This is a genomic window from Delftia sp. DS1230 (genome assembly GCF_040112715.1).
Classification (GTDB): Bacteria; Pseudomonadota; Gammaproteobacteria; order Burkholderiales; family Burkholderiaceae_C; genus Comamonas; species Comamonas tsuruhatensis.
In genome coordinates this window covers 4450125-4469568 of sequence record NZ_CP157763.1, presented here as the reverse complement: position 1 = coordinate 4469568, position 19444 = coordinate 4450125, and the positions used below count along the sequence as shown (strand labels likewise).

Sequence of the window (19444 nt, the reverse complement as noted above, 5' to 3'; positions counted from 1 at the left end):
ACATGACATCCCTCGTTATTGCAGAACACGACAACGCTTCCATCAAGAGCGCCACGCTCAACACCGTCACTGCGGCCCTGGCCTGCGGCGGCGACGTGCATGTGCTGGTGGCGGGCGAGAATGCCGGCGCCGCTGCGCAGGCTGCGGCCCAGATCGCTGGCGTTGCCAAGGTCATCCACGCCGACGGCGCCAGCCTGAAGGACAGCCTCGCCGAGAACATCGCAGCGCAAGTGCTGGCGATTGCCTCGAACTACAGCCATATCCTGTTCCCCGCCACCGCCAGCGGCAAGAACGCCGCGCCGCGCGTGGCCGCCAAGCTGGACGTGGCCCAGATCAGCGACATCACCAAGGTGGACAGCGCCGACACCTTCGAGCGCCCCATCTACGCAGGCAACGCCATTGCCACGGTGCAAAGCAGCGACAAGATCAAGGTCATCACCGTGCGCGGCACGGGCTTTGACGCAGCGGCCACCACGGGCGGCAGCGCCCAGGTGGAGCAGCTGGCGGCCGCTGGCGACAGCGGCAAGAGCAGCTTCGTGGGCCGTGAAGTGACCAAGAGCGACCGCCCCGAGCTGACGGCCGCCAAGATCATCGTCTCCGGCGGCCGCGCGCTGGGCAGCAGCGAGAAGTTCCAGGAAGTCATCACGCCCCTGGCCGACAAGCTGGGCGCGGCCATCGGCGCTTCGCGCGCTGCGGTGGATGCGGGCTATGCGCCCAACGACCTGCAGGTCGGCCAGACCGGCAAGATCGTCGCTCCGCAGCTGTACATCGCCCTGGGCATCTCGGGCGCCATCCAGCACTTGGCCGGCATGAAGGACTCCAAGGTGATCGTGGCGATCAACAAGGATCCCGAGGCACCGATCTTCTCGGTGGCCGACTACGGCCTGGAGGCCGACCTGTTCCAGGCCGTGCCCGAGCTGGTGCAGGCGCTGTAAGCGACCAAAGCTGAAAAATGAGGGGCACAAGGCCCCTCTTTTTCCGTGACGGATGCCGGGATGGCCCGCTGGTCATGGTTCGCGGCAACGACTACAACAACGGCTTTGGCCGCCAGCGGGTGCTGGCAATGGCATGAACCGAGAGGGAGATTGAAATGAAGATGATGCGCTTGCGCCTGGCCCGCACGGCCGTGGCCTTTGTCTGTGGCGCCATGGCGCTGGCCGCCGAGGCCAATGCCTGGGTGGTGGGGCAGGTGGCACCCATGTCGGGAGCCGGCGCGACGCAGGGCCGGGCCTATGCCCAGGGCATGCGCCTGTACTTCGACCAGATCAACAAGGCCGGCGGCGTGCAGGGCCAGCCCGTGCAACTGGTCACGGTGGACGATGTGGGCCACCCCGATGAAACCGTGGACAAGACCCGCAAGCTGCTGGACGAGTCCAAACCCGTGGTGCTGGCCGGCTATTTCGGCAACCGCAACATGGCTTCGCTGCTGGACAGCAAGCTGCTCGACCAGTCCCAGATCTCCCTGGTGGGTTACCAGAGCACGGACACGCGGGTGCTGAGCCATCCCCAGATCTTCAGCACGCGCGCCAACCTGCCCGAGGAAATGGCCAAGATCGCCTCGCACCTGGCCACCGTGGGCATCACGCGCCTGGCCCTGCTGCATGACGAGCGCCCGGATGCCAAGGCCGTGGCTGAACTTGTGGACAAGGCGATTGCGCCTTCCAAGGCCAAGCTGGTGGTCAGCGCCTCGCTGAGCACGGGCAAGGGCGCCATGGACAAGGCCGTGTCCCAGTTGCAAAAGGCCCAGCCTTCGGCGCAGGCCGTGATGGTGGTGGCCTCCAGCCCCGTGACCTCGGCCTTCGTCGAGGCGTACCGCATGGCGGGCGGCACGGCCCAGATCTACGCGACATCGGAAGCCGATATCGAGCAACTGGCCAAGCGCCTGCCCGTGGAGTTCATGAGCGGCCTGTCCATTGCCCAGGTCGTGCCCAGTCCCTACAAGGTGACCATGCGCCTGAACAAGGAGTTCAGGGACGCGGCCACCGCTGCCGGCAAGTCGCTGACCGTGCCGGTCAGCTACGCCATGATGGAAGGCTATGTGAACGCCCGCGTCATCGTGGAGGCCATGCGCCGCACCCAGCCGCTGACGCGCGAGAAGCTGGCCGCTTCGCTGCGCGGCCTGGACGCCTTCGATCTGGGCGGCTACTGGGTTACCTATCGTCCGGGCTCGCAGGCGGGCTCGAAATTCGTGGATTTGTCCATCGTCAACGCATCGGGTCGCGTCACGCAATAACGCAGCAATGCAGTAGTGCCGTGGCGGCGCGCCCGCTGTCCCAGGTCGCCGCGCGCTGCGCGCCGGCGGTCCAGGCTCTGTTCAGGAAGGTTCAACAATGACTTACTCGGCTCCCCTCAAAGACATGCTGTTCGCCATGGAGCATCTGGCGCAGATCGACCAGGTGGCACAGTTGCCCGGTTTCGAGGAGGCTGGCCTCGAGACCGCCCAGGCCGTGCTGGAGGAATGCGCCAAGCTGTGCGAAGGCGTGGTGGCGCCGCTGAACCTGCCGGGCGACGTGGCGCCTTCCAGCCTCAAGGACGGCGTGGTCACCACCACGGCGGGCTTCAAGCAAGCCTTTCGCCAGTACGCCGAAGGCGGCTGGCAGGGCCTGCAGCATCCGCAGGATTTTGGCGGCCAGGGCCTGCCCAAGACGATTGGCGCGGCCTGCGTGGAAATGCTCAACAGCGCCAACCTGAGCTTTGCGCTGTGCCCGCTGCTGACCGACGGCGCCATCGAGGCCCTGCTGACGGCCGGCAGCGATGAGCTCAAGGCCACCTATCTCGAGAAGCTGGTGACCGGCGAGTGGACCGGCACCATGAACCTGACCGAGCCCCAGGCCGGCTCCGACCTGGCCCTGGTGCGCACCAAGGCCGAGCCGCAGCCCGATGGCAGCTACAAGGTCTTCGGCACCAAGATCTTCATCACCTATGGCGAGCACGACATGGCCGAGAACATCGTCCATCTGGTGCTGGCCCGCGTGGCCGGGGCGCCCGAGGGCGTCAAGGGCATCAGCCTGTTCGTGGTGCCCAAGTTCCTGGTCAACAAGGATGGCTCGCTGGGCGCGCGCAACGATGTGCACTGCGTGAGCATCGAGCACAAGATGGGCATCAAGGCCTCGCCCACGGCCGTGCTGCAGTACGGCGACAACGGGGGCGCCATCGGTTACCTGGTGGGCGAGGAAAACCGTGGCCTCGAATACATGTTCATCATGATGAACGCGGCCCGCTACGCCGTGGGCGTGCAGGGCATTGCCGTGGCCGAGCGCTCCTACCAGCATGCCGTGGCCTATGCCCGCGAGCGCGTGCAAAGCCGCCCCGTGGACGGCAGCGTCAAGGCCAGCGCCACCATCATCCACCACCCCGATGTGCGCCGCATGCTCATGACCATGCGCGCCTACACCGAGGGCTGCCGCGCCATGGCGGCCACGGCCGCCGCGGCCTACGACGCAGCCCACCACCATGCCGATGCCCAGGTGCGCGAGGCCAATGCGGCCTTCTATGAATTCATGGTTCCCCTGGTCAAGGGCTACAGCACCGAGATGAGCCTGGAAGTCACCAGCCTGGGCGTTCAGGTGCACGGCGGCATGGGCTTCATCGAGGAGACGGGCGCCGCCCAGTACTACCGCGACGCCAAGATCCTGACCATCTACGAAGGCACGACCGCCATCCAGGCCAATGACCTGGTGGGCCGCAAGACGGCGCGCGATGGCGGCCAGACCGCGCTGGCCATTGCGGGCCAGATCGAGAAGACCGAGGCCGAGCTGGCCGCCAGCGGCACGCCCGAGGCACTGGCCGTGGCCCGCCAGCTGGCCGCCGCGCGCCAGGCCTTCGTGGAGGCGGTGCACTTCGTCTCGGGCCAGGCCAAGGCCGAGCCCAATGCCGTGTACGCCGGCAGCGTTCCCTACCTGATGCTGGCGGGCAACCTCGTCGCAGGCTGGCAGATGGGCCGCGCCCTGCTGGCGGCCGAGCAGCTGTTGCACAAGGGACAGGACGAGGCCTTCATGCGCGCGAAGATTGCGACGGCGCGCTTTTATGCCGAGCACATCCTCGTCAAGGCGGCGGGCCTGCGCGATGCCATCGTGCACGGCGCAGGCAGCGTGATGGCACTGCCCATGGACGCCTTCTGACCCGGCGCTCCCGCAAGGCACAACGCAGACAGAGATACCGAGAACCAACGGAGACAACGCATGTCCAAGCTTCCCCCGGCGCTGAAGAAACTGGCCCTGCCAGTGATCGGCTCGCCGCTGTTCATCATCAGCAACCCCAAGCTCGTGATCGCCCAGTGCCAGGCCGGCATCGTGGGTTCCATGCCCGCGCTCAACGCGCGCCCGGCCGAGCAGCTCGAAGACTGGCTGGCCGAGATCACCGAGACCCTGGCCGCCTGGGACAAGGCCCATCCGGACCGGCCCTCGGCGCCGTTCGCCATCAACCAGATCGTGCACAAGAGCAATGACCGGCTCGAGCACGACATGCAGATGTGCGCCAAGTACAAGGTGCCCATCGTCATCACCAGCCTGGGTGCGCGCGAGGACGTGAACCAGGCCGTGCACAGCTGGGGCGGCGTGGTGCTGCACGACATCATCAACAACAAGTTCGCGCACAAGGCCATCGAAAAGGGGGCCGACGGCCTGATTGCCGTGGCGGCGGGCGCGGGAGGCCATGCGGGTGTCAAGAGCCCGTTCGCGCTGATCCAGGAGATCCGCGAATGGTTCGACGGCCCCGTGGCGCTGTCGGGCTCCATCGCCTCGGGCGGTGCCATCCTCGCGGCCCAGGCCATGGGTGCGGACTTCGCCTATATCGGCTCGGCCTTCATCGCCACGCATGAGGCGCGTGCGCACGACGCCTACAAGCAGGCCATCGTGGACGGCACGTCCGACGACATCGTCTACAGCAACCTGTTCACGGGCGTGCACGGCAACTACCTGGCGCCGTCCATCCGCGCGGCTGGCCTGGACCCCGACAACCTGCCCGAGTCGGACCCCAGCAAGATGAACTTCGGCGGCGACGCCAAGAAGGCCTGGAAGGACATCTGGGGCTGCGGCCAGGGCATTGGCGCCATTCGCGAAGTCACGGGTGCGGGCGAGCTGGTGGAGCGTCTCAAGCGTGAATACAACCAGGCGCGCGACCGCCTGCTGTCCACCCCGTAAGGTCGGCAGAGCCCAGGACGGGCTCTTCTCCTACTCTGCCAGACGGCGCCTTCGGGCGCCGTTTTCTTTGGGTATTACCCACGCTGTGCGGGTCCGGTCCTCGAAGTTGTTTGCGCAAAACCCCTTGCGCACGCTTGACTGCTTCACTCGGCTTCCCCCTACGAGCGACTTGCCTGGAGCAAGTTTGTTTAGAATTCTTTGCGTAATTTCAGTAAATACTGAAATTACAGAATAAATGAACAAACCTTGTACCCCGTCATTGCCTGAGTTCCACCAGCTGGCGCGTCGTCCGATGGCGGGTACGGGGCGCCTGGTGCTGGCCTCGCTGCTGTGGCTGCCCCAGGCGCTGCTGCTGGCGTTGGCCGTGCAGTCCATGGCCGATGGCGCGGGCAGAGAGCCGCTGTGGCCAATGTGGCAGCTCGCGGCCGGCGTGGCACTGCTGGGCGGGTTGCGCGCCTGGTGCGATGCCAGCGGCACACGCCGCGCCAATCTGCAGGCACGCAGCCTGGTGAGCGCGCTGCGCGCGCAGGTGCTGCGCACGCTGGCGGGCACCTCGCCGCTGGACCGCCAGCGCGCGGCCTCGGGCCAGGCGGCCAGCGCCATGGCCGAGCAGGCCGAGGCCATCGTGCCCTGGCTGTCGCGCTACCAGACCGCCATGTGGCGCGTGCGCACCGTGCCGCTGGTGATTGCGCTGGCCGTGGCCAGCCAGAGCTGGGTGGTGGCGCTGATCCTGGTGGTGGCCGCACCGCTGATCCCGCTGTTCATGGCCATCGTCGGCTGGCGCGCCAAGGCGGCCAGCCAGGCGCAGATGGTGGAGCTGGGCGGCATGAATGCCTTCCTGCTCGACCGGCTGCGCGGCCTGTCCACCCTGCGCGCCCTGGGCGCGGTGGATGCCACGGCGCAGCGGCTGCGCGCCAATGCCGAATCCCTGCGCGAACGCAGCATGCGCGTGCTGCGCATCGCCTTTCTGTCCTCCGCGGTGCTGGAGCTGTTCTCGGCCCTGGGCGTGGCCATGGTGGCCGTCTACGTGGGGTTTCACCTGCTGGGCCATCTGCCCTTTGGCAGCTGGGGCCAGACACTGAGCCTGGGCCAGGCGCTGTTCGTGCTGCTGCTGGCGCCCAGCTTCTTCGATCCCCTGCGTGAGCTGTCTGCCGTCTGGCACGACCGCGCCAGCGGCGAGGCCGCACTGCAAGCCCTGGGCGAGCTGGGCCGCGATGCGCAGCCGCTGCCGGGCGCACTGGCTGCGCCCGGCAGGGCGGCCGGCCAGGCCTGCGCCCTGCACCTGGAGCAGGTGCGGCCCCAGGCGCCAGGCGGCGCGGTCACGCTGCCGGCGCTCACGCTGGACGTGCGGCCTGGCGAGCATGTGGCGCTGTGGAGCCCCAGCGGCAGCGGAAAGTCGCTGCTGCTGGCGCAGATTGCCGGCCTGCTGCCGGTGGCCGAGCCTGGGCGCATCCATATCGACGGCCAGCTGCTCGACGGCGAATCGGCCGGACGGCTGCGCGCGCGCATGGCCTGGATGGGGCAGAGCCCCCATGTGTTCGCCGGCTCGGTGGCCGAAAACCTCCGGCTGGGCCGCCCGGGATTCACCTTCGGCGAGCTACGCCAGGCCTTGCGGCTGGCCGGTCTGGGCAAGCTGGCCGAGGCCCGTGCCGGCGCCACGCTGGGCGAGGGCGGAGCCGGCCTGTCGGGCGGGGAGATCGTGCGCCTGGCACTGGCGCGCCTGGCCCTGTCGCGCGATGCAGGCCTGCTGCTGGTCGATGAACCCACGGCCCACCTGGACCCGGCCACGGCCGCCCAGGTCACCGATGCCCTGCTGCAACTGGCACGCGGGCGCACGCTGATCGTCGCCACCCACGATGCCGAGCTGGCCGCCGCCATGCACCGCGTGGTGGAGCTGGCGGGCCATGCCGCCCCGCAGGAGCTGGCCGCATGAAGCCCCGCTCCACCCTCCGGCCCGTGCTTGCCGCCCTGGCGCGCATGGCGCCCTGCCGCCTGTGGCTGGGCGGCGCGCTGCTGGCCCTGCTCACGGTGCTCATGGGCATGGCGCTGCTGGGCCTGTCGGGCTGGTTCATCACGGCCACGGCGCTGGCCGGGCTGGTGCCGGCCACGGCCATCGTCTTCGACGTCTTCATGCCCTCGGCCGGTATCCGCCTGCTGGCCCTGGGCCGCACGGGCACCCGCTATGCCGAACGGCTGGTCACCCATGACGCCACCCTGGCCGTGCTGGCCGCCCTGCGCGAGCGGCTGCTGCGCAGCTGGGCCACTCCCGCCGCCGCCCTGAGCCTGCGCCTGCGGCCCGCGCGCCTGCTGCAGCGGCTGACGGCCGACGTGGATGCGCTGGACAGCCTGTACCTGCGCCTGTTCGTGCCCTTGCTGGCCGCCACGGGTGCCACGCTGGTAGCCGCCCTTGCGCTGGGACTGATGCGCTGGTGGCTGGGCCTGGCCTTGGCTGCGTGGCTGCTGGCCACGGGCCTGGGCAGCGCCCTGTGGCTGGCCCGCAGTGCGCGCCGGCCCGCCGTGCGCCGCGCGCTGGCGCTGGAGTCCCTGCGCGCCCGCACGGCCGACCTGATGGCCGGGCAGGCGGAGCTGGCCATGGCCGGCACCCTGGCCGCGCATTGCGAACGCATTGCCGCCCTGGACGCCCGCGTGGCCGAGGCCGACGCCGCACTCCACGGCCTGGAGGCCCGAACTTCCTTCGTGCAAGGCCTGTGCGGCGCCCTGGCCCTGGCCGGTGTGCTGCTGGCCGTAGGCTGGCTGGCCGAGGCCGGCCTGCTGGGCGCCCCCGTGGCTGCGCTGGCCCTGTTGCTGGCGCTGACGGCCATGGAGCCCTTTGCGGCATTGCGCCGTGGCGCGCTGGAGGCCGGCCGCAGCTGGCTGGCCGCGCGCCGGCTGGCGCCTGCCCTGCGCGATGGCGCTGCGCAAGGCGCCTGCGAACCGGCTGCGCCCAGGCAAGGCTTGGCGGTTGAGCTGGAGCAGGTCGTGGCACCCCGTGCCGCCGTGCTGGCCCAGGACATCCGTATCGCCGAGGGCGAGCGTGTCGCCCTGCTGGGCGCCAGCGGCGCGGGCAAGACCACGCTGCTGTCCCTGATGGCCGGCGAGCTCCAGCCACTGGCCGGCGCCGTGCGTGCCCGGCGCTGCACCTGGATGACGCAGCGCACCGAACTGTTCGAGGACAGCCTGCGCGACAACCTTTTGCTGGCCTGCCCCGAGGCCGCCGAGGACACGCTGTGGGCGGCGCTGGAAGTCGCCGGGCTGGCCGGCGATGTGCGCGCCATGGCGCAGGGCCTGGACACGCGGCTGGGCGAGGGCGGGCTGGGCCTGTCCGGCGGCCAGGCACGGCGCCTGGCGCTGGCGCGGCTGCTGCTGAGCCCCGCGCGCTGCTGGCTGCTGGACGAAGTGACCGAGGGCCTGGATGCACGCACGGCCGCCGACCTGCTGGTGCGGCTGGACAGCGCAGCCCGGGGCCGCACCCTGGTGCTGGCCACCCACAAGCTGAGGGAGGCGCAACTGGCCGACCGGCTGCTGTGGGTGGAGCAGGGCCGCGTGGTGTCCGAGGCGCTGCGCGGCACACCGCCGTTCGAGGCGGCCCTGGCGCGCCTGCGGCAGGACGGCTGATCAAGGATTTCACCAAGTACCCCGAGAGAAAGGATCTCACCATGGACCTCGACATCGTCGATCTATCGCGGCTGCAGTTCGCGGTAACGGCGCTCTACCACTTCCTGTTCGTGCCGCTGACCATCGGCCTGGCCGTGATCATCGCCATCATGGAGACCGTCTTCGTGATGACGGGCCGCACCATCTGGCGCGACATGACGAAGTTCTGGGGCACGTTGTTCGGCATCAACTTCGCCATGGGCGTGGCCACGGGCATCGTGATGGAGTTCCAGTTCGGCATGAACTGGAGCTACTACAGCCACTACGTGGGCGACATCTTCGGCGCGCCGCTGGCCATCGAGGGGCTGATGGCCTTCTTCCTGGAAGCCACCTTCGTGGGCCTGTTCTTCTTCGGCTGGGACCGCCTGAGCAAGGTCGGCCATCTGGTGACCACCTGGTGCGTGGCCCTGGGCTCGAACTTCTCGGCGCTGTGGATCCTGATCGCCAACGGCTGGATGCAAAACCCCGTGGGCGCGGCGTTCAACCCGCAGACCATGCGCATGGAGGTCACCGACTTCTTCGCGGTGCTGACCAACCCCGTGGCCCAGGCCAAGTTCGTGCACACGGTCTCGGCAGGCTACGTGACGGCGGCCATCTTCGTGCTGGGCGTTTCGGCCTGGTATCTGCTCAAGGGCCGGCACATCCAGCTGGCGCGCCGCTCCATGACGGTGGCCACCTCGTTCGGCCTGGCCGCCGCGCTGTCGGTGGTGGTGCTGGGCGATGAAAGCGGCTACCTGTCGTCGGAGCACCAGAAGATGAAGCTGGCCGCCATCGAGGCCATGTGGGACACCGAGCCCGCACCGGCCGCCTTCACGGCCTTCGGCTTTCCCGACAAGGCCGCACGGGAGACGCACTACGCCGTTCACATTCCCTGGGTCATGGGCCTGATCGGCACGCGCTCGCTGACCACCGAGATCCCCGGCATCAACGACCTGGTCCAGCGCACCGAGCAGTACATCCGCAACGGCATCGAGGCCTATGGCGCGCTGGAGGCCATCCGCGCCGCCGTCCCCACGGGCCAGGTGCCGGCCGAGGCCAAGGCCGTCTTCGAGGACAAGGGCGGGCAACTGGGCTACGCGCTGCTGCTCAAGCGCTACGTGGACGACCCGCGCCAGGCCACGGACGCGCAGATCGCCCAGGCCGCCTGGGACACCGTGCCGGCCGTGGGGCCGCTGTTCTGGGCCTTCCGCATCATGGTGGGGCTGGGCATGTTCTTCATCGCGCTCACGGCCGCGTTCTTCTGGCTGTCGGTGCGGCGCAGGCTGGACGCCCATCCGTGGATGCTCAAGCTGGCCGTGATCGCCATTCCCCTGCCCTGGATCGCGGCCGAGTGCGGCTGGATCGTGGCCGAGGTGGGCCGCCAGCCCTGGATCATCGAAGGCGTGCTGCCCACGGCGCTGGCCGTCTCCAACCTGGGCGCGGGCACGCTGCTGCTGACGATTGCAGGCTTCATCGCCATCTACTCCGTGCTCTTCGTCATCGAGATGAAGCTCATGGTGAAGGCCATCCGCAAGGGACCGCAGGAGGAAAGCGCACCGCACCTGACCACCTACTTCCCTCTGATGCAAAAACTCGCCCGCGGGCAATGACCAAGGGAGATTGTCACCATGATTCTTCACGAACTGATCAGCTACGACGTCCTGCGCCTGCTGTGGTGGGGCCTGCTGGGCGTGCTGCTCATCGCCTTTGCCGTCACCGATGGCTTTGACCTGGGCGCTGCCGCGCTGCTGCCGCTGGCGGCCAGGACCGACGTGGAGCGCCGCGTCGTCATCAACTCTCTGGGCCCGGTCTGGGAAGGCAACCAGGTCTGGCTCATCCTGGGCGGCGGCGCCATCTTTGCGGCCTGGCCGCAGCTGTACGCGGTCTCGTTCTCGGGCTTTTACCTGGCCATGTTCGCGGCGCTGGTGGCGCTGATCCTGCGGCCCGTGGCCTTCAAGTTCCGCAGCAAGCGCGAGGAGCCGGCCTGGCGCGCGCGCTGGGATGCCGTGCTGTGCATGGCCGGCGTGGTGCCCGCGCTGATCTTCGGCGTGGCCCTGGGCAATGTGCTGCAGGGCGTGCCCTTCCGCCTGGCGCCCGACATGCGCATCTACTACGAGGGCACGTTCTTCGGCCTGCTCAACCCGTTTGCGCTGCTGGCCGGCTTGGTCTCGCTGTGCATGCTGCTCATGCATGGTGCGTCCTGGCTGGTGTTCAAGACCGAGGGCGATGTGGCCGCGCGCGCGCGCCGCCTCGGCATGGTGGCGGCCGTCGCCACCACGGTGCTGTTCGCGGCGGCCGGCGTGTGGCTGGCCGCGCTCAACGGCTACCGCATCACCAGCGAGGTCAACACCACCGGACCGTCCAACCCGCTGTTCAAGACGGCTGCGCTGCAGGCGGGCGCCTGGTTTGCCAACTACCAGGCCCGGCCCGTGCTCTGGGCCGTGCCGGCCATCGGCCTGCTGATGCCGCTGCTGGCGGCGCTGGGCCTGTGGCTGCGCCGCGAGTGGCTGGCCCTGCTGTCCAGCGGCCTGGGCATTGCCGGCATCATCGCCAGCGTGGGGGCGTCCATGTTCCCGTTCATCCTGCCCTCGTCGCTCAACCCGCAGCACAGCCTCACGGTCTGGGACTCTTCGTCCAGCCATGTGACGCTGTTCATCATGCTGGTGTGCGCGCTGATCTTCGTGCCCCTCATCGTGGCCTACACCAGCTGGGTCTACAGCGTGCTGCGCGGCAAGGTCGACCCGATGGCCATCATCGAGGGCCGCGGCCACTCGTACTGATCCACCGAATCAAGAAACGACAGTCAACGTCAAGAAAGGACACAACACCATGTGGTACTTCGCCTGGTTGCTCGGCCTGCCGCTGGCGGCCGCCTTCGCGGTGCTCAACGCGATGTGGTACGAACTGATGGACGACGAGGCCACGCGCCGCGAACTCCTGGCCCGGGAGAAATAAAGCTCCCCCTGAGGCGCTTCGCGCCTTCCCCCTCTCTCTTCGGGAGGGGGACGACACCCTCGCTGCGGGGGCGGCCCTTGCTCGGTGTCCCTCGCTTTGGGCTACGCCAGTTTTTGCACGCGCTTACCGCCAATGAAGCATTGCTGTAAACACAATGAGCTCCCTCGGGAGCTCATTTTTGTACGCAGGCTTGCCAGGTTCAATCGTCGGTGTCGTCCGCCTTGGCGCGGCCCTTGCCGCCCGTGATGCGGTCCTTCAGGTCCAGCAGCCGCGTCACGGCCGTGCCCATGCCCATGAGCTGCATGGCGGTCTCGGGCGACAGGCGCTGCACGTCGTCGAACCAGTTCATGAGCCGGTCGATCAGCTCGTACATGTCGCGCATGCGCTGCTGGGCGTAGCGTTCCTCTTCGGTGGTGACTTCCTCCAGCATGGCGGCGCGCAGCATGGACTGGGTGGGCTCGATCTCGCGGCGGCGGCGTTCCTCGGCCAGGCGGCGGAAGATTTCCCAGACATCCTGCGGCGCCTCGAAATACTCGCGCCGGTCGCCGGGCTGGTGGCGCAATTGCACCAGGCGCCAGGCCTGCAATTCCTTGAGCCCCATGCTCACGTTGGAGCGCGAGAACTCCAGCGTCTCGGCGATCTGGTCGGCATTGAGCGGCTCGGGCGAAAGAAACAGCAGAGCGTAGATCTGGCCTACCGTGCGGTTGATGCCCCAGCGGCTGCCCATCTCGCCGAAGTGCGAGACGAACTGCCGGTTCAACGCCGGAAGAGGTTTGGGTTGCGTCATGGCATGCATTGTGCCCTCGCGTGCCGGCATGTCCTGTGCGGCTTGGAAAGCGGTGCGTCAGCTTTCTGCAAGACGCGGTCAAAAGGCGCACAATGGCGCCTTTGCGGGCTTGCGGCCAGGCGGCCCGGGCCCAGCGCCTCCCGCTTCCCGACCCGTTCGCAGATTGCAGATTGCCCCATGTCCCACGCTAGCCGCAGTGCGCTGATCGACTGCACCAAGGGCCTGGCCTGTGCCGCCATCGTCTGGCACCACCTGGCCTTCTACGGCCCCATGTCCGATATCGCCCATCCGGCCGCGCCGGACCTCATCGACTGGCTCTATGAATATGCGCGCATGGCCGTGCAGATCTTCCTGGTGCTGGGCGGCTACCTGGCGGCAGCCAGCATGGCGCCGCAAGGCCACGGCCAGCACTGCGATCCGTGGTCGCGCATCGGGCGCCGCTTCGTGCGCCTGGTCGTGCCCTATGCCGTGGCCCTGGTCGTGGCCATCGTCGTCTCGGCGGCCGTGCGGCCCTGGTTCGACCATGCCTCGGTGTCGGGCGAGCCCGATCTCTGGCAGCTGGTGGCGCATGCGCTGCTGCTGCAGAACATCGTGGGCGAGGAGTCGCTGTCCGCCGGCGTCTGGTACGTGTCCATCGACTTCCAGCTGTTTGCGCTGACGGCGCTGCTGCTGGCCGGCACGCGCTGGGGCGGCGCCTTGCTGCGCCGCCGCTTCGGTGGCCAGGCGCTGTCGCGCTGCTGGCCCTGGACGCTGAGCGTGGCGCAGGCGCTGGTGGTGATCGGCGTGGCGGCCTCGCTGCTGGGCTTCAATCTGGATGCGCAATGGGATGTGTGGGCGCCGTACTTCTTTGGCGCCTACGGCCTGGGCATGCTGGCCTACTGGGCCGCGCATGCGGACAAGTCCTCGACGGCCTGGAGCTGGTCCCTGCTGATCGTGGCCCTGGTCGTGGCGGCGCTGGCACTGGAGTGGCGCGACCGCATCGCACTGGCCGGTGCCACGGCGCTGGCCCTGGCCGCGGCCATGCGCAGCCCCGCGTTTGCCCAGGCACAAGGCTGGGCGCCGCTGCGCCGGCTGGGCAAGATTTCGTACTCGGTGTTTCTCGTGCACTTCTCGGTCTGCCTGCTGGTCAACGCCGTGGAAAGCCATTTCTGGCCACATTCCATTCCCGCCGCCCTGCTGGGCATGTGCACGGCCTTTGTGCTGTCGATTGCGGCCGGTCATCTGCTGTACGAGCGCGTGGAGCGCCACGTTCCCAGCTGGCACATGGCGCTGCGCTGGCAGGCGGGCCTGGTGGGCACCGGCCTGATCGCGGCATTTGTGGCGGGCCTGCGCTGAGGCGCGGTGCGTCAGTCCACAAACAACAAAGGCAGCCGGTGGGCTGCCTTTTTCGCTTCACGCCGGTCGGCGTTCAACGGTGCAGCTCGCCTGCGCTTTCCGGCTGGAACTCGATGGCATCCACGCGCACGGTGACCTGGCCCGAGGGGCCGGGCATGCGGGACTGGTCGCCCACGCTCAGGCCCAGCAGGGCAATGCCCACGGGCGCGAACACCGACACCTTGTCGGCGCTGCCATCCATCTCCTTGGGATAGACCAGGGTCAGCGTATTGGTCTTGCCCGACTCCAGCAGCGTGAAGCGCACCGTGGAATTCATGGTCACCACGTTGGGCGGCATTTCCTTGGGCTCGAGCACGTCGGCACGGTCCAGCTCGGCCTCGAGCGCCTCGCGGCCGGGAAAGGCGGGCTGCTTGTCCAGCAGGGCCTCGATGCGTTCCAGGTCCAGGGACGAAAGAATGATGTGGGGCTTGCGCTCCATGGTGTTGGCTCCCTTGTGTGCTTGCGCCGTGGCTGCAGTGAAGGGCAGCGGCGCCCAAACGGACAAAAGCCCGGGCAACGCGGTTGTCCGGGCCAAGGCATCTTCAGAAAAGAGAAAAGCACCAAGTTGGTGCGATAAGGCCATTGTGCAGGCCCGTGCGCGTTCTGCCAAGCGAACCCGCACGGTGCGGTGCGGATTGGCGCGGGCACTTGCCAAGCCGGCAAAACCCACTTCGCAACCGCAGGCATGCGGGGAGTGCTTGTTGGTATGACTGTATTTTTATACAGTTGCTTCATGCTTTCCAGTCCTCCCACGCCTCATCACGACACGGCCCGGGTGCCCCTGCACCCCATCAAGGGCCGGGGCGCAGCCAGCCAACTGGCACACCGCTTCACCACCGATCCGCGCGAGGCCTTCGATGACGGCTGGGGCAGTCTTGAGGCGCCGGCCGAAGGCGAGGAAGCCGCGCCCCTGCGCACCGAACTGCGCTGGGAGCAGGCCCGCTCGGCGCTGAGCCGCCACCAGTCGCCCGACCTGCCGTTTCACATGGGGCTCAATCCCTACCGGGGCTGCGAGCATGGCTGCATCTATTGCTATGCCCGGCCCACGCACAGCTACCTGGGCTGGTCGCCGGGGCTGGACTTCGAGACCCGGCTCATCGCCAAGCAGAACCTGCCCGAGCTGCTGCGCGCCGAGCTGTCGCGCGCCAGCCATGTGGCCGCGCCCGTGATGCTGGGCTCGGTCACCGACTGCTACCAGCCCGTGGAGCGCGAGCTGGGGCTGACGCGCCGCCTGATCGAAGTGCTGGCCGAGGCGCGCCACCCGGTTTCCATCGTCACCAAGGGCAGCGGGGTGGAGCGTGACCTGGACCTGCTGGCCCCGCTGGCGCGCCAGGGCCTGGCCTCGGTGCACATCACGCTGACCACGCTGGATGCCGACCTGGCCCGCCACCTGGAGCCGCGCGCCGCCGCGCCGTACCGCCGGTTGCGCAGCATCCGCGCGTTGACCGAGGCGGGCGTGCCCGTGGGCGTGAGCCTGGCACCGCAGATTCCCTTCATCAACGAAGACCTGGAGAAGGTGCTGGAGGCGGCCGCCGGCGCAGGCGCGCGCCACGCCTTCTATGCCGTGCTGCGCCTGCCCTGGGAAGTGGCGCCGCTGTTCGAACAATGGCTGCAGGTGCACTACCCCGACCGCGCCCGCCGCGTGATGGAGCGCGTGCGCGACCTGCACGGCATCCAGGGCGAGCAGCGCGAGGCCGGCCGCGTGTACAACGCCGAGTTCGGCCAGCGCATGAAAGGTACTGGCCACTGGGCCGAGCTGCTGCGCCAGCGCTTCGCCCTGGCCTGCCGTCGGTACGGATTCAACCGCGAGCCGCTGCGGCTCGATTGCAGCCTCTACCATCCGTCGCTGCTGCTGCCGCAGCGCAGTCTGTTCTGAGCGCGGACCGGCAGGCTCAAACCGCCTCCAGAAACGACCTCACCAGCAGGCTGTCGCTGCGCTCGCGCATGCAATAGACATAGGTGGTGGTGCTGGCCGGGTCGCCCGCGATGCGCAGCGGGCGAAAGCGCGGGTCGGGGATGAATTCGGCTTCGGACACGGCGCCCAGTCCCAGGCCGCGCGCCACGGCTTCGCGTATGGCTTCGCGGCTGCCGATCTCCAGCTCGGTGCGCGGCTGCACCCCGGCGGCCTGCAGCACCGATTCCAGCGCGGTGCGCGTGGTCGAGCCGTGCTCGCGCAGCAGCAAAGGCTGGCCCTGCAGTTCGGACAGCGCGATTTCGCTGCGCCGCGCGAAGGGATGGGCCACATGGGCGAACAGCACGATGGCGTGGCGCGCGTACTCGCGTGCCAGCAGCTCAGGGCGGTCGTAGAGGCCGGCGAGCACGGCCACGTCGGTGTCGTAGCGTTCCAGGTCGGCCAGCACCTGCTGCGAGTTGCCCATGCGGATGGACAGCTGCATGCCCGGGTGCCGTGCGCGGTAGGCGGCCACCATTTCGATCACATGGAAGGGCCCCACGGCGCCGATCTTGAGCTCGCCCTGGTGCAACTGCCCCGAGTCGCGCAGGAAGAATTCGGCCTCGGCCTCCAGCGCCATGATTTTCTGCGCCATGGGCAGCAGTCTGGCGCCTGCGCCCGTGAGCGTCATGCGGTAGCCGCGGCGGTGGAACAGCTCGATCTGGCTTTGGCGCTCCAGCGTGGCGATCTGGGTGGAGATGGTGGGCTGGCTCACGCCCAGTGCGCGGGCGGCGGCGCTGAGGCTGCCATGGTGGGCGACGGCGATGAAGGCGCGGTAGCGGGCGTTGCTCACGAAAGTCGGTATCTCAAGGTTTTGTCTATGGATGCTGTCAAAACCGATTCTGAAACTTTCACATGGCAGAAATATGTCGCTCCTAGCATTCAGCCATACCCACCCGCCTGGCGATTTGACCGGCGATTCACGGATCCACCGATCCGCCGATGTGCCTGACCTGATGCAAAGGAACGCTCCCATGAAGATGAACCGCAAGACCTGGCTGCGCCATGCCGGCGCCGTGCTGGCCCTGGCCTCCACCGCTACCACTGCCGCCTTTGCCCAGAGCGCCGAGCTGCGCGTGGGCCTGATCCCCTCGGAGGACGCGCAGGCCATGATCCGCGCCAGCCAGCAGGTCATGGACCAGCTGGCCACCCGCACCGGCATGAAGGTGCGGCCCTTCGTGGCCAATGACTACAACGGCGTGATCGAGGCGCTGCGCTCCAACAAGATCGACATCGCCTTCCTCGGCCCGTTCTCGTACGTGCTGGCCAACCAGGTGGCAGGCGCCGAGGCCTTTGCCGTGGCCGTGACCAAGAAGACGGGCAAGAGCGCTTACCACAGCATGGTGATCTCCCGCAAGGACAAGGGCCCGGCCAGCGTGGCCGATCTCAAGGGCCGCAGCTTTGCCTTTGTGGACCCGACCTCGGCGTCGGGCCACCTATTTCCCAAGGCGGGGTTGATGGCCGAGGGCTTCGATGCGGACAAGGGCTTTTCGCGCGTGATCTTCTCGGGCTCGCACGACGCCAGCATCATGGCCGTGGCCAACGGCAAGGTGGATGCGGCGGCCGTGGCCGACCGCATCTTCGACTCCGCCGTGAACAAGGGCCTGGTCAAGCGCGAGGACTTCCAGATCGTCTGGCGCTCCCAGCCCATCCCCGAGTCGCCCATGACCTGGCGCAAGAACCTGGACGCAGGCACCAAGCAGAAGGTGGCTGCGGCCCTGGCCGAGGTCAAGGACCTGCCCTGGGGTGACCAGGGCGTGCTCGACGGCTTCGCGGCCACGGATGACAAGGCCTACGACGTGGTGCGCCAGACGGCCAAGGCCCTGAAGCTGGACCTCGGGAGCATGAAATGATCCGCATCCGCCAATTGCGCAAGAGCTATGGCAGCAACCATGTGCTGCATGGCATCGACCTGGATGTGCAGCCCGGCGAGTTCGTCGTCATGCTGGGCCTGTCGGGGGCCGGCAAGTCCACGCTGCTGCGCTGCATGAACGGCCTGGCCCGCGCCGACAGCGGCACGCTGGAGGTGGGCGGCATGGACCTGATGCTGGGCGGCGGCAGGCACAGCCGGCGCGAGCTGGCTCGCCACGTGGCCATGGTCTTCCAGCACCACAACCTGGTGCCGCGCCTGTCGGTGCGCAAGAACGTGCTGACCGGGCGCCTGGGCCAGACCGGCACCCTGGCCTCGGTGCTGCAGCTGTTCCGCGAAAGCGATATCCGCCTGGCCGACCAGTGCCTGGAGCGCGTGGGCCTGGCCCACAAGGCGCTGGAGCGCACCGAGGCGCTGTCGGGCGGGCAGATGCAGCGCGTGGGCATTGCCCGCGCGCTGGCCCAGCAGCCCCAGGTCATCCTGGCCGACGAGCCCGTGGCCAGCCTGGACCCCAAGACCGCGCGCAGCGTGCTGCAGTACCTGCGTGATGCCACGCGCGAGCTGGGCATTGCCGTGGTCTGCAACCTGCACCAGGTGGACTACGCGCGGGAGTTCGGCGACCGCGTGCTGGGCCTGGCCCAGGGCCGCATGGTCTATGACGGATCGCCGCAGGCGCTGGACGAGGCCGCGCTGCAGGCCATCTACCATGCGCAGCCCACTGCAGGGCAGGGCGCAGGGCAGGGCGCAGAGCCGGACACACCATCGGGCGCGCAGGCCATAGGGCCTGCCGGCCTGCATGCGCAGGCGCCGGTGCCTGCCTCGTGGATGCGGGCCAGCTCGCCCGCAGGAGGACTGTGATGACCAGCGCCAATTCCTGGAGTCCCGAGCCGCGCGACCGCTGGCAATGGACGGCGCCGCGCCCCCACGGCGCCCTGGGCTGGACAGGCTATGCGGCTGCGGCCCTGGCCATCGCGTGGGTGCTGCACTGGAGCGCGGGCGGCGCGCAGATGAGCTGGGGCGAACTGGCGGCAGGCATGCCCCAGATCGCAGACTTCGTGGCGCGCTCCGTGCCGCCGGACTGGAGCATGCTGCCGCGCCTGATGGCGCCCGCGCTGGAGACGGTGCAGATCGCCATTTGGGGCACGCTGCTGTCCGTGGTGCTGGCGCTGCCGCTGTCCTTCATCGCCGCCAGCAACCTGCATGGCTGGCACTGGCTGCGGCGCATCACGCGTCAGTTCCTGAACGTGGTGCGCAGCATCAACGAGCTGATCCTGGCGCTGGTCTTTGTCTCGGCCGTGGGCCTGGGGCCGTTTCCCGGCGTGCTGGCCCTGGCCCTGCATGGCATGGGCATGCTGGGCAAGTTCTTCGCCGAGAGCATCGAAGAGATCGACGACGGCCCGCTGCAGGCCCTGCGCAGCGCAGGCGCCACGCAATTGCAGCTCATCGTCTTCGGTGTGATACCGCAGGCCATCACGGCCTGGATCGCGGTCGTGCTCTACCGCTTCGAGGTCAACCTGCGCTCGGCCACGGTGCTGGGCATGGTGGGCGCGGGCGGGCTGGGGTTCGAGCTGGTCGGCAGCCTCAAGCTGTTCCGCTACCAGGAGACGGCCACCTGCATCGTGGTCATCACCGTGATGGTGATCGCGGCCGATCTCGTCTCCCACTGGCTGCGCAGCCGCATCCAGCAGGGCACCCGCCATTGAGGGCTGCGCTTTTCCCGGCGCCCCCGTTTC

The 19444-nt window shown here is 68.5% G+C and carries 17 protein-coding genes; 14 read left to right on the top strand and 3 right to left on the bottom strand.

Annotated elements, in window-relative coordinates; translation table 11 throughout:
• The first annotated feature begins 2 nt into the window (after nucleotides 1–2).
• The 9 genes from AAN986_RS20175 to cydX all read left to right on the top strand — a co-directional run bounded on the left by AAN986_RS20175 (nucleotide 3) and on the right by cydX (nucleotide 11729).
• Nucleotides 3–935, top strand: coding sequence for an electron transfer flavoprotein subunit alpha/FixB family protein (locus AAN986_RS20175; protein ID WP_198129397.1), 933 nt, complete (start codon nucleotides 3–5; stop codon nucleotides 933–935).
• 155 nt (nucleotides 936–1090) lie between these two features.
• Nucleotides 1091–2233, top strand: coding sequence for an ABC transporter substrate-binding protein (locus AAN986_RS20170; RefSeq protein ID WP_016450177.1), 1143 nt, complete (start codon nucleotides 1091–1093; stop codon nucleotides 2231–2233).
• 97 nt (nucleotides 2234–2330) lie between these two features.
• Nucleotides 2331–4121, top strand: a complete 1791-nt coding sequence (locus AAN986_RS20165) for an acyl-CoA dehydrogenase (protein ID WP_043792228.1) — start codon at nucleotides 2331–2333, stop codon at nucleotides 4119–4121.
• Between the two features lie 60 nt (nucleotides 4122–4181).
• Entirely contained in the window at nucleotides 4182–5141 is a 960-nt protein-coding gene (locus AAN986_RS20160; protein WP_012204314.1) for a nitronate monooxygenase family protein, read from the top strand.
• 292 nt (nucleotides 5142–5433) lie between these two features.
• Nucleotides 5434–7074, top strand: coding sequence for a thiol reductant ABC exporter subunit CydD (gene cydD / locus AAN986_RS20155; RefSeq protein WP_047218621.1), 1641 nt, complete (start codon nucleotides 5434–5436; stop codon nucleotides 7072–7074).
• Entirely contained in the window at nucleotides 7071–8756 is a 1686-nt protein-coding gene (locus AAN986_RS20150) for an ATP-binding cassette domain-containing protein (RefSeq protein ID WP_047218620.1), read from the top strand. Before cydD ends, AAN986_RS20150 begins: the two co-directional genes overlap by 4 nt.
• Before the next feature lie 41 nt (nucleotides 8757–8797).
• A complete protein-coding gene (locus AAN986_RS20145) occupies nucleotides 8798–10384 on the top strand; it encodes a cytochrome ubiquinol oxidase subunit I (RefSeq protein ID WP_047218619.1) in 1587 nt (528 codons plus the stop codon).
• Between the two features lie 18 nt (nucleotides 10385–10402).
• Nucleotides 10403–11554 (top strand): cytochrome d ubiquinol oxidase subunit II, encoded by a 1152-nt coding sequence (gene cydB, locus AAN986_RS20140; protein WP_016450182.1) that lies wholly within the window; start codon nucleotides 10403–10405, stop codon nucleotides 11552–11554.
• A gap of 49 nt (nucleotides 11555–11603) precedes the next feature.
• Nucleotides 11604–11729, top strand: coding sequence for a cytochrome bd-I oxidase subunit CydX (gene cydX / locus AAN986_RS20135; protein WP_012204319.1), 126 nt, complete (start codon nucleotides 11604–11606; stop codon nucleotides 11727–11729).
• Between the two features lie 199 nt (nucleotides 11730–11928).
• Here cydX and AAN986_RS20130 read toward each other — a convergent pair whose 3' ends face one another.
• Nucleotides 11929–12525, bottom strand: a complete 597-nt coding sequence (locus tag AAN986_RS20130; protein WP_026062606.1) for a GbsR/MarR family transcriptional regulator — start codon at nucleotides 12523–12525, stop codon at nucleotides 11929–11931.
• A gap of 168 nt (nucleotides 12526–12693) precedes the next feature.
• Between AAN986_RS20130 and AAN986_RS20125 the strand changes: the two genes are divergently transcribed.
• Nucleotides 12694–13851, top strand: a complete 1158-nt coding sequence (locus tag AAN986_RS20125) for an acyltransferase family protein (RefSeq protein ID WP_047218618.1) — start codon at nucleotides 12694–12696, stop codon at nucleotides 13849–13851.
• Nucleotides 13852–13924: 73 nt separating this feature from the next.
• On the opposite strand, the gene rnk is transcribed toward AAN986_RS20125, so the two are convergent.
• A complete protein-coding gene (rnk, locus tag AAN986_RS20120; protein WP_026062607.1) occupies nucleotides 13925–14329 on the bottom strand; it encodes a nucleoside diphosphate kinase regulator in 405 nt (134 codons plus the stop codon).
• A 294-nt stretch (nucleotides 14330–14623) separates the two neighbouring features.
• Here rnk and AAN986_RS20115 point away from each other — a divergent pair, with 294 nt between their 5' ends.
• Nucleotides 14624–15766 (top strand): PA0069 family radical SAM protein, encoded by a 1143-nt coding sequence (locus AAN986_RS20115; protein WP_047218617.1) that lies wholly within the window; start codon nucleotides 14624–14626, stop codon nucleotides 15764–15766.
• A gap of 16 nt (nucleotides 15767–15782) precedes the next feature.
• Here AAN986_RS20115 and AAN986_RS20110 read toward each other — a convergent pair whose 3' ends face one another.
• Complete coding sequence (locus tag AAN986_RS20110) at nucleotides 15783–16634, bottom strand: LysR substrate-binding domain-containing protein (RefSeq protein WP_013803446.1); 852 nt, start codon at nucleotides 16632–16634, stop codon at nucleotides 15783–15785.
• 181 nt (nucleotides 16635–16815) lie between these two features.
• Here AAN986_RS20110 and phnD point away from each other — a divergent pair, with 181 nt between their 5' ends.
• The 3 genes from phnD to phnE are packed head-to-tail and all read left to right on the top strand — an operon-like array spanning nucleotide 16816 to nucleotide 19414.
• The gene (gene phnD / locus AAN986_RS20105; protein WP_043792232.1) at nucleotides 16816–17694 is read left to right on the top strand and encodes a phosphonate ABC transporter substrate-binding protein; all 879 of its coding nucleotides are present in this window, start codon (nucleotides 16816–16818) and stop codon (nucleotides 17692–17694) included.
• A complete protein-coding gene (gene phnC, locus AAN986_RS20100; protein WP_047218616.1) occupies nucleotides 17691–18569 on the top strand; it encodes a phosphonate ABC transporter ATP-binding protein in 879 nt (292 codons plus the stop codon). The genes phnD and phnC overlap by 4 nt, the downstream gene beginning before the upstream one ends.
• Complete coding sequence (gene phnE / locus AAN986_RS20095; protein WP_017406123.1) at nucleotides 18569–19414, top strand: phosphonate ABC transporter, permease protein PhnE; 846 nt, start codon at nucleotides 18569–18571, stop codon at nucleotides 19412–19414. The genes phnC and phnE overlap by 1 nt, the downstream gene beginning before the upstream one ends.
• The last annotated feature ends 30 nt before the right edge of the window (nucleotides 19415–19444 follow it).